Origin of the sequence: Bacillus sp. LUNF1 (assembly GCF_011008975.1) — a bacterium.
In the GTDB taxonomy this organism is placed as follows: domain Bacteria; phylum Bacillota; class Bacilli; order Bacillales; family Bacillaceae; genus Bacillus; species Bacillus velezensis.
Genome location: NZ_CP048876.1, coordinates 1,630,302 through 1,644,493, shown reverse-complemented (window position 1 = coordinate 1,644,493; position 14,192 = coordinate 1,630,302). Strand labels below are relative to the sequence as shown.

General features: G+C 46.3%; 15 protein-coding genes. All 15 read right to left on the bottom strand.

The window, feature by feature from the left end; translation table 11 throughout:
* Positions 1 to 120 precede the first annotated feature (120 nt).
* The 15 genes from tsf to fliQ all read right to left on the bottom strand — a co-directional run bounded on the left by tsf (position 121) and on the right by fliQ (position 14,180).
* Complete coding sequence (gene tsf / locus G4O42_RS08290) at positions 121 to 1,002, bottom strand: translation elongation factor Ts (protein ID WP_007611455.1); 882 nt, start codon at positions 1,000 to 1,002, stop codon at positions 121 to 123.
* A 99-nt stretch (positions 1,003 to 1,101) separates the two neighbouring features.
* A complete protein-coding gene (gene rpsB, locus G4O42_RS08285) occupies positions 1,102 to 1,842 on the bottom strand; it encodes a 30S ribosomal protein S2 (RefSeq protein WP_007611453.1) in 741 nt (246 codons plus the stop codon).
* Positions 1,843 to 1,985: 143 nt separating this feature from the next.
* A complete protein-coding gene (locus G4O42_RS08280) occupies positions 1,986 to 2,453 on the bottom strand; it encodes a DUF6115 domain-containing protein (protein ID WP_007611451.1) in 468 nt (155 codons plus the stop codon).
* 27 nt (positions 2,454 to 2,480) lie between these two features.
* Complete coding sequence (gene sigD, locus G4O42_RS08275; RefSeq protein ID WP_003154217.1) at positions 2,481 to 3,245, bottom strand: RNA polymerase sigma-28 factor SigD; 765 nt, start codon at positions 3,243 to 3,245, stop codon at positions 2,481 to 2,483.
* Positions 3,246 to 3,271: 26 nt separating this feature from the next.
* Entirely contained in the window at positions 3,272 to 3,772 is a 501-nt protein-coding gene (gene cheD / locus G4O42_RS08270) for a chemoreceptor glutamine deamidase CheD (RefSeq protein WP_003154219.1), read from the bottom strand.
* On the bottom strand, positions 3,769 to 4,398 hold the full coding sequence (cheC, locus tag G4O42_RS08265; protein WP_003154222.1) for a CheY-P phosphatase CheC: 630 nt from the start codon (positions 4,396 to 4,398) through the stop codon (positions 3,769 to 3,771). Before cheC ends, cheD begins: the two co-directional genes overlap by 4 nt.
* 15 nt (positions 4,399 to 4,413) lie before the next feature.
* Positions 4,414 to 4,887, bottom strand: a complete 474-nt coding sequence (gene cheW, locus G4O42_RS08260) for a chemotaxis protein CheW (RefSeq protein ID WP_032874920.1) — start codon at positions 4,885 to 4,887, stop codon at positions 4,414 to 4,416.
* 22 nt (positions 4,888 to 4,909) lie between these two features.
* Positions 4,910 to 6,928, bottom strand: a complete 2,019-nt coding sequence (gene cheA, locus G4O42_RS08255) for a chemotaxis protein CheA (protein ID WP_032874918.1) — start codon at positions 6,926 to 6,928, stop codon at positions 4,910 to 4,912.
* Between the two features lie 5 nt (positions 6,929 to 6,933).
* The gene (locus G4O42_RS08250) at positions 6,934 to 8,001 is read right to left on the bottom strand and encodes a protein-glutamate methylesterase/protein-glutamine glutaminase (protein ID WP_032874916.1); all 1,068 of its coding nucleotides are present in this window, start codon (positions 7,999 to 8,001) and stop codon (positions 6,934 to 6,936) included.
* The gene (locus tag G4O42_RS08245; protein WP_032874914.1) at positions 7,998 to 8,891 is read right to left on the bottom strand and encodes a MinD/ParA family protein; all 894 of its coding nucleotides are present in this window, start codon (positions 8,889 to 8,891) and stop codon (positions 7,998 to 8,000) included. The genes G4O42_RS08250 and G4O42_RS08245 overlap by 4 nt, the downstream gene beginning before the upstream one ends.
* The gene (flhF, locus tag G4O42_RS08240; protein WP_032874912.1) at positions 8,888 to 9,979 is read right to left on the bottom strand and encodes a flagellar biosynthesis GTPase FlhF; all 1,092 of its coding nucleotides are present in this window, start codon (positions 9,977 to 9,979) and stop codon (positions 8,888 to 8,890) included. Before flhF ends, G4O42_RS08245 begins: the two co-directional genes overlap by 4 nt.
* Positions 9,979 to 12,012, bottom strand: a complete 2,034-nt coding sequence (gene flhA, locus G4O42_RS08235; protein ID WP_032874903.1) for a flagellar biosynthesis protein FlhA — start codon at positions 12,010 to 12,012, stop codon at positions 9,979 to 9,981. The genes flhF and flhA overlap by 1 nt, the downstream gene beginning before the upstream one ends.
* Positions 12,013 to 12,045: 33 nt before the next feature.
* Positions 12,046 to 13,125 carry a flagellar biosynthesis protein FlhB gene (gene flhB, locus G4O42_RS08230; RefSeq protein WP_007409787.1) on the bottom strand — a complete coding sequence of 360 codons (1,080 nt, stop codon included), beginning with the start codon at positions 13,123 to 13,125 and terminating at the stop codon, positions 12,046 to 12,048.
* Complete coding sequence (fliR, locus tag G4O42_RS08225) at positions 13,125 to 13,904, bottom strand: flagellar biosynthetic protein FliR (RefSeq protein ID WP_032874901.1); 780 nt, start codon at positions 13,902 to 13,904, stop codon at positions 13,125 to 13,127. The genes flhB and fliR overlap by 1 nt, the downstream gene beginning before the upstream one ends.
* 6 nt (positions 13,905 to 13,910) lie before the next feature.
* Positions 13,911 to 14,180 (bottom strand): flagellar biosynthesis protein FliQ, encoded by a 270-nt coding sequence (fliQ, locus tag G4O42_RS08220; protein WP_003154234.1) that lies wholly within the window; start codon positions 14,178 to 14,180, stop codon positions 13,911 to 13,913.
* Between the last annotated feature and the right edge of the window lie 12 nt (positions 14,181 to 14,192).

Genomic DNA, 14,192 nt, shown 5'->3' with positions numbered 1-14,192 from the left:
CGTTTCCTATTATGCAAGAGAAAAAAAGGTTTGTAAATATAGTTTTAAAAATAGGGAACACAAGTAGTGTCCCCTATACTGCCTGAAAAGCCGCGAAAGATTCGCCAAGGCTTTCCGCCATTATTTTTTCACTTGGTTCATAACTTCTTCAGCAAAGTTTTCTTGGCGTTTTTCAATACCTTCTCCAACTTCGTAGCGGACGTAAGTTTTAACAGATGCGTTTTTCGCAGCCACAACTTGTTTCACTTTTTCGTCTGGGTTTTTAACGAAAGCTTGGTCTAATAAGCAAATTTCTTCGAAGAATTTATTCAGACGGCCTTCAACCATTTTAGCTACGATGTTTTCCGGTTTGCCTTCTTGAAGAGCTTGCTGAGTCAGAATCTGACGCTCATGGTTTGCTTCTTCTTCAGACACTTGGTCGCGGGAAATGTAACGAGGGTTTACCGCTGCAACATGCATCGCGATGTCTTTTGCAAGATCTTCGTCAGTTGTTCCGCTAAGAACGGATAATACGCCGATGCGGCCTCCCATGTGAAGGTAAGCACCGAACGCTTCGCTGTCTTCTTTTGAAATAACAGCAAAACGGCGAAGAGTGATTTTCTCTCCGATTTTAGCAACGTTGCTTGTGATGTATTCTTCAACAGTAGAACCGTTTTCCATCTTTTGACCCATCGCTTCTTCAAGATCAGCAGGAGCGTTTGCAAGAAGGTGGTCAGCAAGCGTGTTCAGAAGCTCTTTGAAGCCTTCGTTTTTCGCAACGAAATCAGTTTCAGAGTTTACTTCTAAGATAACGCCTTTGTTGCCGTCAGTTTTAATAAGAGTAGAACCTTCAGCAGCGATACGGTCAGCTTTTTTAGCCGCTTTCGCAATTCCTTTTTCTCTCAGAAGGTCGATTGCTTTGTCCATATCTCCGTCAGTTTCAGTCAATGCTTTTTTACAGTCCATCATACCAGCGCCTGTTTTTTGACGCAGTTCTTTTACCTGCTGTGCAGTAATAGCCATTTGAATTCCTCCTTATATGTGTAAACAAGATATGTATAGATACATTTTTCTTGAAAAAAGGTGATAAAAGGCAGTCCCTCTTATCACCTTTTGATTAGGTTACGCAGTTGTCGTTTCTGTTTCAGGTGCAGTCTCTTCAGCAGCTTCCGCTTCTTCTTCGCCTTGCTTCGCTTCAAGAATAGCATCTGCCATTTTAGAAGTAAGAAGTTTGACAGCGCGGATTGCGTCATCGTTTGCAGGGATTACGACATCAATTTCATCAGGATCACAGTTTGTATCTACGATTCCGATGATAGGAATGTTCAATTTGTGAGCTTCCGCAACAGCGATGCGCTCTTTGCGAGGATCGATGATGAATAATGCATCAGGAAGATCCTTCATGTCTTTAATTCCGCCGAGGAATTTTTCAAGACGCTCTAATTCTTTTTTCAATTGAACAACTTCTTTTTTCGGAAGTACTTCAAATGTACCGTTTTCTTGCATTTTCTCGATGTCTTTCAGACGCTTAATGCGTTTTTGGATTGTTTCGAAGTTTGTCAGTGTACCGCCCAACCAGCGTTGGTTGACATAGTACATGCCAGAGCGTACAGCTTCTTCTTTAACAGAATCCTGAGCTTGTTTTTTTGTGCCGACGAAAAGGATTTTTCCGCCTTCAGCAGCAAGGTTTTTCGTGAAGTTGTAAGCTTCCTCTACTTTTTTCACTGTTTTTTGAAGGTCAATGATGTAGATTCCGTTACGCTCCGTGAAAATGTAACGCTTCATTTTTGGGTTCCAGCGGCGTGTTTGGTGGCCGAAGTGAACACCAGCTTCAAGCAATTGTTTCATAGAAATAACTGACATGTGATTTCCTCCTAATAAAATGGTTTTTTTCCTCCGCTTAGGTCATTTTTGTGCAGAACTGCCGTTTGCAGCACCCTCTGCATAAATCGTTAAGCGTGTGTATTTAACACCAAGACATAATATAACACAGCTTTATGCGACAATCAAGAATCCTTTACAGCTTTGCCGCGAAATTTTAAAAACAGCTCGATTTCTGTCTTTCCGCTCTGCATCCGTTTGGCGATTTCCGCGGGGGTGAGCCCTTGTTCATATAATTCTGAAACACGTTCTTCAAACGAATGCGCGCCCCTGTTTTCGTCACTTTCAGCCCGTTCCGTTGCACTGATAAGCTTTTCCATGTGGTCCGGAATATCAGGCTCTTCTTTCGGTTCCGGCCGGGGTTCGGCGTCTTCTGCGTCCGGCGCTTGACGGCTTTTTGCGTCTTCGAGTCTTTCATTTTCTTCTTTCAGCTCAAGCAGAAACGCTGCAAGGGTGTTTTCCGTCTCTTCAAGAATCTTCTTCTGCTGGCGCTCCGTCTCCTTGAGGGCTGAAAACCTCGTGTACAGAATAATGACGGCATAAAGCAGTACGCCGTGAAGCACAAAGCTTAAAAGCCATAATAGTGTTGACATGTTTTTCACTCGCTAACCATGAGTTCATTATTGAATTACTTTTTCAAGCAGGTGCTTTAATTTAAACAGCGCCTTTGAATGAATCTGTGAAATCCGCGACGTCGAAAGGTTCAGGACTTGTCCGATTTCGGTCAAAGTCAGTTCTTCTTTATAGAATAAACTGACGACAAGCTGCTCTTTTTCAGAGAGCTCGTGAATTTTGCCCGCAAGCTGAGCGATCAGCTCGTCCTTCATGATTTTTTCTTCCGGCGGCACATTTTTGTCATCTCTGATCATCACTTGAATATTCTCACCGTCATCCTGGTCGTGAAGCTTTTCATCAATGGATAAGAGATTGGCAAAAAACCCTTCATTCATCGTTGATACTACGTCCTGCTCCGTCATCCCCAGCTCTTCTGCGATCTCTGAAGGCGTCACATTCCGAAGGTAGCGCTGTTCAAGTTTTTCGATTGCAGCTTCGACTTTTTTTGTCTTCTCCCGTGAAGTTCTGGGCAGCCAATCTTCTTTACGCAGCCCGTCGATGATTGCACCGCGAATTCTAAACGAGGCATAGGTATCAAATTTTAAATCCCGGCCGGGGTCAAATTTTTCCAGGGCATCATATAAACCAAGCATACCAAGGCTCATTAGATCGTCTTTATGCACCGATTTCGGCAGTCCGACGGAAATTCTGCCGACATGATATGTGACCAGCGGCATGTAACGGCGCATTAAATCATCACCGGCTTTAGGATCTTTCCACTCTTTCCAGCGCGACCAAAGCACCTGATCTTCATAATTCAAGGATTGCATTGTTATCCCCCTACCTCATACCTTTATTAAATCGTTGTTTCACCTTGTTTAACAGTTCGAATGTGCAGCATGCAGGACTTTGGCTCAAATTCAATCGTCCGGCCGCTTGAGCCGCCCGTATCTTCACTGATGACCGGAATGTTATACAATGAAAGCTGCTCTTTGATGGCCGCTACATTCCTCGGACCGATTTTCATCAGGTCGTTCGTCATTTTAAACTTAAACATCTCCGCTCCCCCGGCGAGTTTTGCCTTCAGGGCAAACTTGCGGCAGCCGGCTTTCAAAAGCATATCAATCGTCATCTTAACGGCGGTGTCCGCGTATTTTGCACGGTTGAGCTCCGCTGTTTTTGATAAACCGGAGTCCGGCAGCATGACGTGAACGAGTCCTGCCGTTTGTTTGTCTTTATCGTATAAAACCAGCCCCACGCATGAACCGAGTCCCGAGGTCCGGATTTTATCCGGGTAACGCGCGACTTGAACATCCGCAATCCCCACTTTAACGACTGCGGCTTCCGCACGGCTCATAAAGCCGCACCCAATGAGACGAAGAGCTTTTCAAAAGAATCATAGTCCGGGAGCATAAACATGTGAGCTTTGAGCTCCTGCCGGCTGCCCTGGTCAAAAATAGAAGTATCCACGACAATGGCATGCTCTCCGACTTGGCTGAGCTCCATCAGCCCTTCACTGATAACCGCGCCGAACATATCAAGTGAGATTTCCGGCACGCTCGGGTAAATCTCAAGCTTCGTCAAATCAGCCAATGCCGTTAAATAGGAACCTGCTAAAATATTGCCGAACTCATGTAAAGCAGAAGAACTCAAATGATCTTCGCCCAACTGGTCAATATCAAAATCCGGATTCCCGATCAGCTCTCTGATAAACTGTTCCGCCTGATGGAAAGGCATGATGAGAAAGATAGAGCCGGTCATGTCGCCTTCCATTCTTAAAAAGATACTGGCGACCGGCGTTTCAGCCCCGCCGAAAAAATCAGCGAGCTCATCAAATGTCAATAAAGTCGCAAACGGCACTTCCATGTCTATCTTTCTGTTCAGCAGCTGAGCCATTGCAGAAGCCGAGTGACCCGCCCCGATATTTCCGACTTCCCGCAAAATATCCATCTGCTCTTCTTTGATCGCTTCAAACTTACTCATGTTGTCTTTTCCCCTTTAAGCATTAGGCTCTCCGGACGCAGATGCCGAAGCACCTTTATCCAGCACCGCATGCGCATCGATAATATTGAGGAGCCTGTTATCTTGCTTGACGATCTGTTTAATCCACACATCCGTTTCCTTTGTCTGGCTTTCAGGCGCTGATTCGATTTCATTTTCATGCACGGTGATGACGTCATTGGCCTCATCCACGACCCATCCGACATCAGCGTCACGGTAAGAAATGATGATAATCCGAGTCTCTTCTGTGATGTCCTGTTCAGGCTGATTCAGACGTTTTCTTAAATCAAGAACCGGGGTAATCACTCCGCGCAGATTGATAACGCCGCGGATATAAGATTCCACACCCGGGATCCTCGTCGGTTTTTGCCACTTTTCAATTGATTTCACCTGGGAAACTGAGATAGCGTATTCTTTCCCGTTTATCATAAACACAATCATTTTTTCACCTGTTTTGATTTCAGCAGTCATGCGGGCACCTCCTCGTGTCGTTTTAGTAGATCAGCGCATTGCAATCAATAATCAGCGCCACTTCTCCGTTTCCGAGAATCGTAGCGCCGGAAATCGCAAAAACGTTCGTTAAATAGTCGCCGAGTGATTTCAGTACGACTTCCTGCTGTCCGATAAAAGAGTCCACGACAAAAGCAGTGGATTTATCGCCCTTTTTCACAACGATTACATGGAACTGATCGGCATCCTGTTTTGAATCCGTAATGCCGAATTCTTTTTTCAGATAGACGATCGGAACGATTTGGCCTCTGAAATCAATCACTTCTCTGTCATGCGTCTGCAGGATATCTTTCTTATCAATAACAGCCGTCTCTATAATAGAAGAAATCGGTATCGCAAACGTCTCTTCTTCCAGTTTAATGAGAAGAACGGATATAATTGAAAGTGTCAGCGGAAGCTGGATACTGAAAAGAGAACCTTGGCCTTCCGCGGATTTGACACTGACAGAGCCGCCGAGTGATTCGAGTTTATTTTTTACGACATCCAGGCCGACGCCCCGCCCTGAAATGTCAGAAATTTGATCGGCAGTCGAGAAGCCCGGAGCAAAAATAAGCTCGTAAATCTCATTATCTTCAAGCGTTTCAGCATCGCGTTCGGTGATTACACTCCGCTCGAGCGCTTTTTCAAGAATTTTCTTTCTGTTCAGGCCGGCCCCGTCATCTTCAACCTCGATAAAGACGTGGTTGCCGCTGTGATATGCCTTAAGCACGACATGGCCAGATTCCGGTTTTCCTTTATTCACCCGCACTTCAGGCGATTCAATGCCGTGATCGATGCTGTTTCTGATTAAATGGACAAGCGGATCGCCGATTTCATCAATCACCGTACGGTCCAGCTCCGTTTCAGCTCCGATGATGGACAATTCGATCTTCTTGTTTAATTCCTTTTGAAGCTGGCGGATCATTCTCGGGAAACGGTTAAAGACAGTTTCTACCGGCACCATCCTCATATTAAGAATAATAGACTGAAGGTCGCCCGAGATTCTGGTCAGGCGTTCAACGGTTTCAGTCAGCTCATTGTGGTCAAGCTCCTTGGCGATCTGCTCAAGACGTCCGCGGTCGATGACAAGTTCTTCAAAAAGGTTCATTGAAGAATCCAGTCTTTCAATGTTGACGCGAATCGTTTTCGAGCCGCTGTGATGCTTCGGCTGTTCTTCCGTTTTCGCTTGCGGCTTAGGCTGTTTCTCAGCCTTTTTAACCGGAGCTTCCTTCAACGGTTCAGCCGCTTGCGGTTTTTCGGCCGTTTTTAACGGCGCCCCGGCAGAAATTTCGACATTCTCCACTTCTGAAATGCCGCTGATGAGTTCTTTAATTTCTTCAGCAGGCTGCTTTGTCAAGAAACACACCTGAAAATCCGTTCCGAAATCTTCCGTCTCAAGCACTTCCGCGGCGGGTATCGTTTTTGCGACTTCCCCGGCTTCATTCAGCTTTTCAAATATCATGTACACGCGCACGGCTTTGAGCATGCAGCTTTCATTCAGGGAAACCGTTATTTCATAGCGGCTGAATCCTTGCTCTTCCGCCTCTTCAATAACAGTCCGTTCGAACTCATCATAATTCCATTCAGTTGAAGCCTGTTGTTTTGAAGCCGGCGGTTCTGCTGTTTCGGCTGAAGCCGCAGTCTCATGCACCGCATTTACGTCGAGCTTCGCACTCACTTCAGAAATATCACGTTTGCCGTCTCCACCGTCAATAATGGACTGCACCATCTCTTCAAGATGATCAAGCGCTTCAAACAGCACGTCCAGCCAATCCGATGTAACTGGCATTTCTCCATTGCGGATAGCGTCCAGCACATTTTCCATCAGGTGGGTTAAATGCGCCAGATCTGTATATCCCATCGTTGCGCTCATGCCTTTCAGCGTATGGGCAGCTCTGAAGATGTCATGCACAAGCTGAAGGTCTGCCGGATCTTTTTCCAACAGCAGCAGCTTTTCGTTACATGTCTGTAAGTGCTCTTTACTTTCATCAATAAAGACATCTAAATATTGATTCATATCCAATTGATTCACACCCTCTCTTTTTTCACACATCCGGTGATGGATGCCGCGATATCTTCCACATGTTTAATCTCATGAATGAGGCCCGCCTTTATCGCTGACTTCGGCATTCCGAACACAACACAGGATTCGTCCGATTCCGCAATCGTTTTAACGCCGCCTGTTCTGAGCATTTCTTTTAAGCCCTCGGTTCCGTCGCTGCCCATGCCTGTCATAATGACGGCTACCTTTTCGTAATCGGATAAGCGGCTTGCCGACCGAAACAAATAATCGGCTGACGGTTTATGCCGGCTTTCCGTATCATGAACGTCAAGAATGATACGGAGCCTTCCGCCTTCCTCTGCAACCGTCATATTTTTTCCGCCGGGCGCGATGTACACCCATCCGTCTTTCGCTTCTTCACCGTTTTCCGCTTCTTTGACCTGAATATCTGACAAATGGTTGAGTCTGTCTGCAAGTGAAGCGGTGAAGCCTTCAGGCATGTGCTGAACGACAAATACAGGCGCCTTTAAATCCTTCGGCAGTTTCGGAATCACCTTTTGCAGAGCCCGCGGTCCGCCTGTAGAGGTCGCGATGAATACGGCCTGCTTGGCGGATTTTGCTTTCGGTCTTTCAAATCCCGCCAAAGCCGGACGTTCCGGGATAGAAGACTCTTTCACTGCCGCCTCAGGTTTTTGTGCGCGGGACAGCCCGGCTGCAATCACCCTCTCAATCAGTTGCTCTTTAATTTTATAAAGATCAAGTGAAATCGCTCCGGAAGGCTTGGTGATAAAATCAAAAGCGCCCATTTCCAGACAGTTGATCGTTCGGTCCTTCCCTTGCTGTGTCTGGCTCGATACCATGATTACGGGAAGTTTATATATGCTGATGATCTTCCGCAATGTATCCGTTCCGTTCATGACCGGCATTTCAATATCAAGCGTGACAACATCCGGTTTAAGAAGCTCTATTTTCTTCAGCGCCTCTTCCCCGTTTCTGGCTGTCCCGATGACTTCTATCTGCACTTCCGCAGCCAGAAAATCGGTAATCATTTTTCTCATAAAAGCTGAGTCATCAACGACAAGCACACGAATCACTGTAAAGTCCTCCTCAATAAAAAAGAAGATAATCTCTCAATAAATGCCGGTTTCTCTTCTCTTGGTTTGTTTTCTTCCGTTTGAAACAAGACATCCGTCAGAAGACGGACGGACCTGCTGGCTTTTGCTTGAGGACTTTTTATTAAAAAAGGCACCTGGTCAATGACGGCTTGACTTACTAGCGGGTCATCGGGTATGGAGCCGGCGAAACGCACCCCTGCGCCTAAAAACGTGTGAATCGCATGAGAAAGGCGGTTGTACGTGTCCAGCGCCTGTTTTTGGGCGCGGGCGCGATTGACGGCAATGTTTACGGTCAGCCGTTCATCCGCGAGCAAAAGATGTTTGATCGCGCTGTAGGCATCCATAATGGCCGTCGGCTCAGGCGTTGTCACGGCGAGAATGTCTTCCGCCGATAAAATAAACGGCAGCTGTTCTTTTGAAAGTCCCGCTCCCATATCAAACAGAACGTAATCAAAATCGCTTAATACAGCGGAAAGACCATTCATAAAAGCCGTCCACTTCTCTCCGTCTGCTTGATAGATCGCCTCAAGCCCCGTTCCGCCGGATATGTAGCGAAGGCCTTTCGGACCGGAGGAAAGTGATTGAGCCAACGCGTGCCGATTCTCCATCACATCAATAATGGTGCGGGAAGAAGCAGCGCCGATCAGCACATCAATGTTGCCCATTCCGATGTCAAGATCAATGATGAGTGCTTTTTTTCCTTTTTCCTGCAGGGCAACTGCCATGTTTAATGTTAAATTAGATTTTCCGACGCCGCCTTTACCGCTGATGACGGCTAATGTCTTCGCTTTTTTCACATAAAGCTCCGGCTTGATCATTTGCCGCTCTCTCATTTTCTTTCTTAATGACTCTGCCTGATCGGGTTTCATGTCAAAAGCATCCTTACAAACTCTTTTGGTGAAGCCGATAGGATGTCTTCAGGCACATCCTGTCCATTTGTCAAATAGGCGGCGCCGATTCTTGATTCCGACAGCACTTGAAACACGGAGCCGAGTGAGGCGGTTTCATCCGTTTTCGTGAAAATGAATTGATTGACCGGCACACCTGAAAACTGTTTCAGCACCTGTTTCATATCTTCATATTTTGCAGATGCCGATAATACGAGAAAGGATTGTAAGCCTGATTCAAACGGAATCATCTCTTGTAATTCCGTAATATACTGCTCTTCTTTAAAGTTTCTACCGGCTGTATCAATGAAAACATGGTCATATTCAGCGAATTTTTCCAGTGCCTTCAGACATTCTTCCTTTGAATAGCATACTTCAAGAGGAGCCTGAAGCAGCTCCGCATATGTCTTCAGCTGCTCGACCGCGGCAATCCGGTAAGTATCCGTCGTCATAAAGGCAATTTTTTTATGCTCTGTCAGCATTGATGAGGCCGCGAGTTTCGCAAGTGTAGTCGTTTTGCCGGCCCCGGTTGAACCGAAAAGCACGACGTATTTTGATTGAATCCCTTCCTGCCACCTGTCTGCCGAAGGGAGTTTTTTCACTAACAAATCCTGCAGTTTTGAGCTGACATTATCTTCAGTTAAATCTCCGGAAACAATTGAAGAACGGAGCAATTCACTGAGTACGGCGTTTTGCGTATGATCAGGAAGCCCGGCTTGCTTCAATAGTCTCTCGGCTTTTTTTAATGGTTCAGGGAGCACTTCTTTAAAATGCGCCAGTTCGCCGGAAATGCTTTGATCCGGAAGACGCGGCGGCTGAACAGGCTCAGCTTTCTCCGCTGTTTCCGTCTTTTTCATTTCTTCAGCGGCAGCCGGCGGCGTTTTTCTCGCTTCCCTGACGTCACGATCTAAAACCGCTATCACTTCGACGGCCTGCTGCGACCGCAGCCCCAGCCATTTTCGTTTCTTTACTTGTTTGGAATGTAAAATAACGGCATCATTGCCGAGTTCCTTTTTGATTTGCTTCGCGGCATCCTGCATTGAAGCGGCTGTAAATTTCTTTATTTTCATTAAATATCCACCACTCCAATGCTCTGTACTTCAACATTTGCTTCCAGCTCATTATAAGAAAGAACCGGAAGATCAGGGAAATACCGTTCTAACAGCTGTTTTACATACATTCTGACAGCAGGCGAGCAAAGAAGAATCGCCGACTCCTGACGGATGGAAAGCTGCTCGGCTTCTTTAGCGACAGAACGGATGATGCTGTCTGAAACCTCAGGGTCGAGTGACAGGTAATTGCCCTGTTCAGTCTGCTGAACCCCGTCTGCAATCGCTTTTTCCACCCGGCCTGAGCATGTGATGACCTTCAGCGTTTCATGCTCTCTCGCATATTGTGCCGTGATTTGTTTGGCAAGCGACTGTCTCGCGTATTCTGTCAAAAGATCTGAATCTGTCGTTAATCTCCCGTAATCGGCAAGAGTTTCAAAAATGGTCACCAAGTTTCTGATTGAAACTTTTTCTCTCAGCAATTTGGCAAGCACCTTTTGAATATCGCCGACAGAAAGAGGGTTTGGCGTGACTTCCTCAACAAGCACAGGATAATTTTCCTTCAGATGATCGATCAGCTGCTTTGTTTCCTGTCTGCCGACCAGTTCATGGGCATGCTGCTTAATTTTTTCTGTAATATGCGTAGATACGACTGACGCCGGATCAACAACTGTATACCCCAGCATGTCCGCTTCATCTTTTGCAGCTTCGCTGATCCATTTTGCGGGAAGTCCGAACGACGGTTCAATCGTTTCAATTCCTTCAATGACGTCATCTTCAGGCGTCGGTGACATCGCTAAGTAATGATCCAGCAGGAGCTCTCCTTTAGCGACTTCATTGCCTTTAATTTTCAATCTGTATTCATTCGGCTGGAGCGCGATGTTATCCCTGATGCGCACAACCGGAATAACAAGTCCCAATTCAAGCGCAAGCTGACGTCTGATCATGACGATGCGGTCAAGAAGATCACCGCCCTGCCCCGCGTCTGCAAGCGGCACGAGTCCGTATCCGAACTCAAATTCAATCGGATCAATATGTAAAAGCTGCACAACGCTTTCCGGGCTTTTCAGTTCATCCGCCTGAGCCTCTTCTTCAAGAATTTCTTCCTCTTCTTCGCTCGGCTTATCCGTTTTGGACAGCGTATAAGCGCCGAATGCAAGCAGACCGGCGATCGGCCCCGTCAGCAGAATGCCGATCGGTGTAAGAAGACCGAGCAAAAGTACAGTTCCCGCGGCTACATATAAGAGCTTCGGATAAGCAAACAGCTGGCCTGTAATATCATGACCGAGGTTTCCTTCAGATGCCGCTCTCGTCACGACAATCCCTGTAGCCGTTGAAATGAGCAAGGCCGGCATTTGAGAAACGATACCGTCACCGACCGTCAGCATTGTAAAGTGAGAAGCGGCTTCTTGTATGCTCATCCCCTGCTGCAGCATGCCGATTACGATTCCGAAAATAATATTGATCATCACGATGATGATACCCGCGATGGCATCCCCTTTGACGAATTTGCTCGCACCGTCCATGGCGCCGTAAAAATCCGCTTCCCGGCCGACTTTTTCACGTCTGTGCTTTGCATCCTGCTCCGTAATCATGCCGGCATTTAAATCCGCGTCAATACTCATTTGCTTTCCGGGCATCGCATCGAGCGTAAATCTCGCCGCCACTTCCGATACCCGCTCGGCGCCTTTTGTAATGACGATAAACTGAATAATAATCAAGATAATGAAGACAACAAGCCCTACCAGCACATTTCCGCCGACAACGAAATTCCCGAATGTCTCAACAACCTTTCCCCCTTCTCCGTGAGAAAGAATCGAACGTGTCGTCGACACATTGAGCGAAAGCCGAAACAGCGTCAATAACAGCAGCAATGACGGGAATATCGAGAATTGCAGCGGTTCTTGCATATTCATTGTGGTGAGAAGCACGATCAACGCAAGAGAGATATTAATGATGATCAAAATACTTAACAACCATGGAGGGAATGGAATCACCAGCATTGCCACAATGAGGACAACACTTATTAAAACCGATAAATCTCTTGTTGACATGCTGTTTTTCTCTCCTTTTGAATCTGAAATTCACTATACTTTTTGTTTCGTTTTATATACATAAGCCAAAATTTCCGCAATGACTTTAAAAAACTCTTCCGGCACAGCCTGGTCAATGTCAACCTGATCATATAACGCACGCGCGAGCGGTCTGTTTTCAATCGTCATGACATCGTGTTCTTTGGCGATCTGCCTGATTTTTAATGCGAGATGGTCGACCCCTTTGGCAACAATGTAAGGGGCGTCCATTTTCTTTTCATCATATTTTAAAGCTATCGCATAATGGGTCGGGTTGGTAATGATGACATCCGCTTTCGGCACTTCCTGCATCATCCGCCTCATCGCCATTTCCCGCTGCTTCTGCTTAATTTTGGACTTGATAATCGGATCACCCTCCGATTTTTTGTATTCATCTTTTATATCCTGCTTTGACATTCTGATATTTTTCTCATAGTCAAAACGCTGATATAAATAATCAAGCCCGGCCAGCAGCATTAAAGCCCCTGATCCCGCAAGCCCCATCCAAAGCGTGAGCTTGGAAACGAAAGTGAGCACTTCCGCAGGCGTTAAAAGCGGAAGGCGGAGAATATCGCCATAATGAAGCCAGAGCACCATAAAGGCGGCAAAACCGACCACGGTAATCTTCAAAATGGATTTGACCAGTTCAACAATCGCCCTCATGCTGTAAATCCGCTTAAATCCTTTCAGCGGGCTGAGCTTATTCAAGTCAGGCTTGAGCACTTCCGCAGAAAACAGAAAACCCACCTGCATGTAATTGCTCACGACACCTGCCACAAGCGCGACCAGCATAATCGGCGCGAGGATGAGGCTGATATCTTTCACCGTATCCACGAACAGTTCATGCACGGCAGATGCTGACAGATGTAATGATATCGATTTCGTATAAAACGTTTTAATAAAGGACAGCAGCCTGTCCCGCATATAAGGACCGAGCGCGATCAGCGAAAGAAAGATAATCAGTAAAGAAACGGCTGTATTCACATCCGTACTTTTCGCGACCTGTCCTTTCTTTCTTGTATCCTTCCGTTTTTTCGGAGTGGCTTTCTCCGTTTTTTCACCGGCAAAGAATTGCAGATTCAGTCTGAGTCTCATCATGTCACACCGACCAATGCCAATAGATTCCGCATGGTTTCAACGGTAAGGCTGAAGATGTTGCGGACGACGACAAACATCACCGACATACAAACGATCAGCATAATAAAGCTCACGGCTATTTTCAGAGGAAGCCCGACAACGAAAACATTCAGCTGCGGCACCGTTCTCGCCACAATGCCGAGCGCCAAATCAACTAAAAACAGACTGGCCACAACCGGCGCAGACATTTGAAAAGCGATAATAAACATGGCATTGAAGCTTTTTGCGATAAAAAGTCCAAAGTGATCATTTCCAAACGACGGAAATGCCTGATCAAGCGGGATATACTGAAAGCTGTAATAAATCCCGTCCAATAAAAGATAATGGGCGTTTACGCTGAGCATAAATAACAGCGCCAGCGTATAAACGAATTGTCCGATCAGCGGGCTTTGCGTTCCTGATTGCGGATCAATGACATTGGCGATGGAAAAGCCCATCTGAAAATCAATAAAGGAACCCGCTATCTGAATGGCTGTCATCATCATGAAAGCAATCAGCCCGAGGCTCAAGCCCACAACGGCCTCTTTTATGACAAGCAGCATATACTGTTCCCCTACTTCTATTTCCGGCGCATGTTTCAGCGTGCTGAAGCAGATCACCGAAAGAAAAAAAGCAAAGCCGATTCTGTGAACCGCCGGCAGATTCCGATGTCCGAACACCGGCACCGTTACAAAAAAAGCAGAGATTCTGATAAAGACCAATAAAAAAGCGGGAAATAAATCAATGATGGAATTCATTTGATTCTACCCTGCAAATCGGTTCAGATGAGAGAACAGATCAGTTGTGAACGAAAGAATCGTCGACAGCATCCAAGGACCGAAAAAGATCAGTCCAAGCATCACCGCCACGATTTTCGGAATGAACGCAAGCGTCTGTTCCTGGATTTGAGTTGTCGCTTGAAAGATACTGACGAGCAAACCGACGATCAGCGCGATCGCAAGCAGCGGCCCGCTGATCATTAGTGTTACATATACGGCTTTTTCCGCCATGGAAATTACAAATTCTGAACTCACAATTAGCACCTA

Excerpts from the sequence above, each read along its gene's own strand:
- rpsB (WP_007611453.1), bottom strand. The coding sequence starts at position 1,842 with ATGTCAGTTATTTCTATGAAACAATTGCTTGAAGCTGGTGTTCACTTC.
- tsf (WP_007611455.1), bottom strand. The coding sequence starts at position 1,002 with ATGGCTATTACTGCACAGCAGGTAAAAGAACTGCGTCAAAAAACAGGC.
- fliR (WP_032874901.1), bottom strand. The coding sequence starts at position 13,904 with ATGAATTCCATCATTGATTTATTTCCCGCTTTTTTATTGGTCTTTATC.
- sigD (WP_003154217.1), bottom strand. The coding sequence starts at position 3,245 with ATGCAATCCTTGAATTATGAAGATCAGGTGCTTTGGTCGCGCTGGAAA.
- G4O42_RS08280 (WP_007611451.1), bottom strand. The coding sequence starts at position 2,453 with ATGTCAACACTATTATGGCTTTTAAGCTTTGTGCTTCACGGCGTACTG.
- flhB (WP_007409787.1), bottom strand. The coding sequence starts at position 13,125 with ATGAGACTCAGACTGAATCTGCAATTCTTTGCCGGTGAAAAAACGGAG.
- flhA (WP_032874903.1), bottom strand. The coding sequence starts at position 12,012 with ATGTCAACAAGAGATTTATCGGTTTTAATAAGTGTTGTCCTCATTGTG.
- cheW (WP_032874920.1), bottom strand. The coding sequence starts at position 4,887 with ATGACTGCTGAAATCAAAACAGGTGAAAAAATGATTGTGTTTATGATA.
- cheD (WP_003154219.1), bottom strand. The coding sequence starts at position 3,772 with ATGAGCCGTGCGGAAGCCGCAGTCGTTAAAGTGGGGATTGCGGATGTT.
- cheC (WP_003154222.1), bottom strand. The coding sequence starts at position 4,398 with ATGAGTAAGTTTGAAGCGATCAAAGAAGAGCAGATGGATATTTTGCGG.
- G4O42_RS08245 (WP_032874914.1), bottom strand. The coding sequence starts at position 8,891 with ATGAAACCCGATCAGGCAGAGTCATTAAGAAAGAAAATGAGAGAGCGG.
- flhF (WP_032874912.1), bottom strand. The coding sequence starts at position 9,979 with ATGAAAATAAAGAAATTTACAGCCGCTTCAATGCAGGATGCCGCGAAG.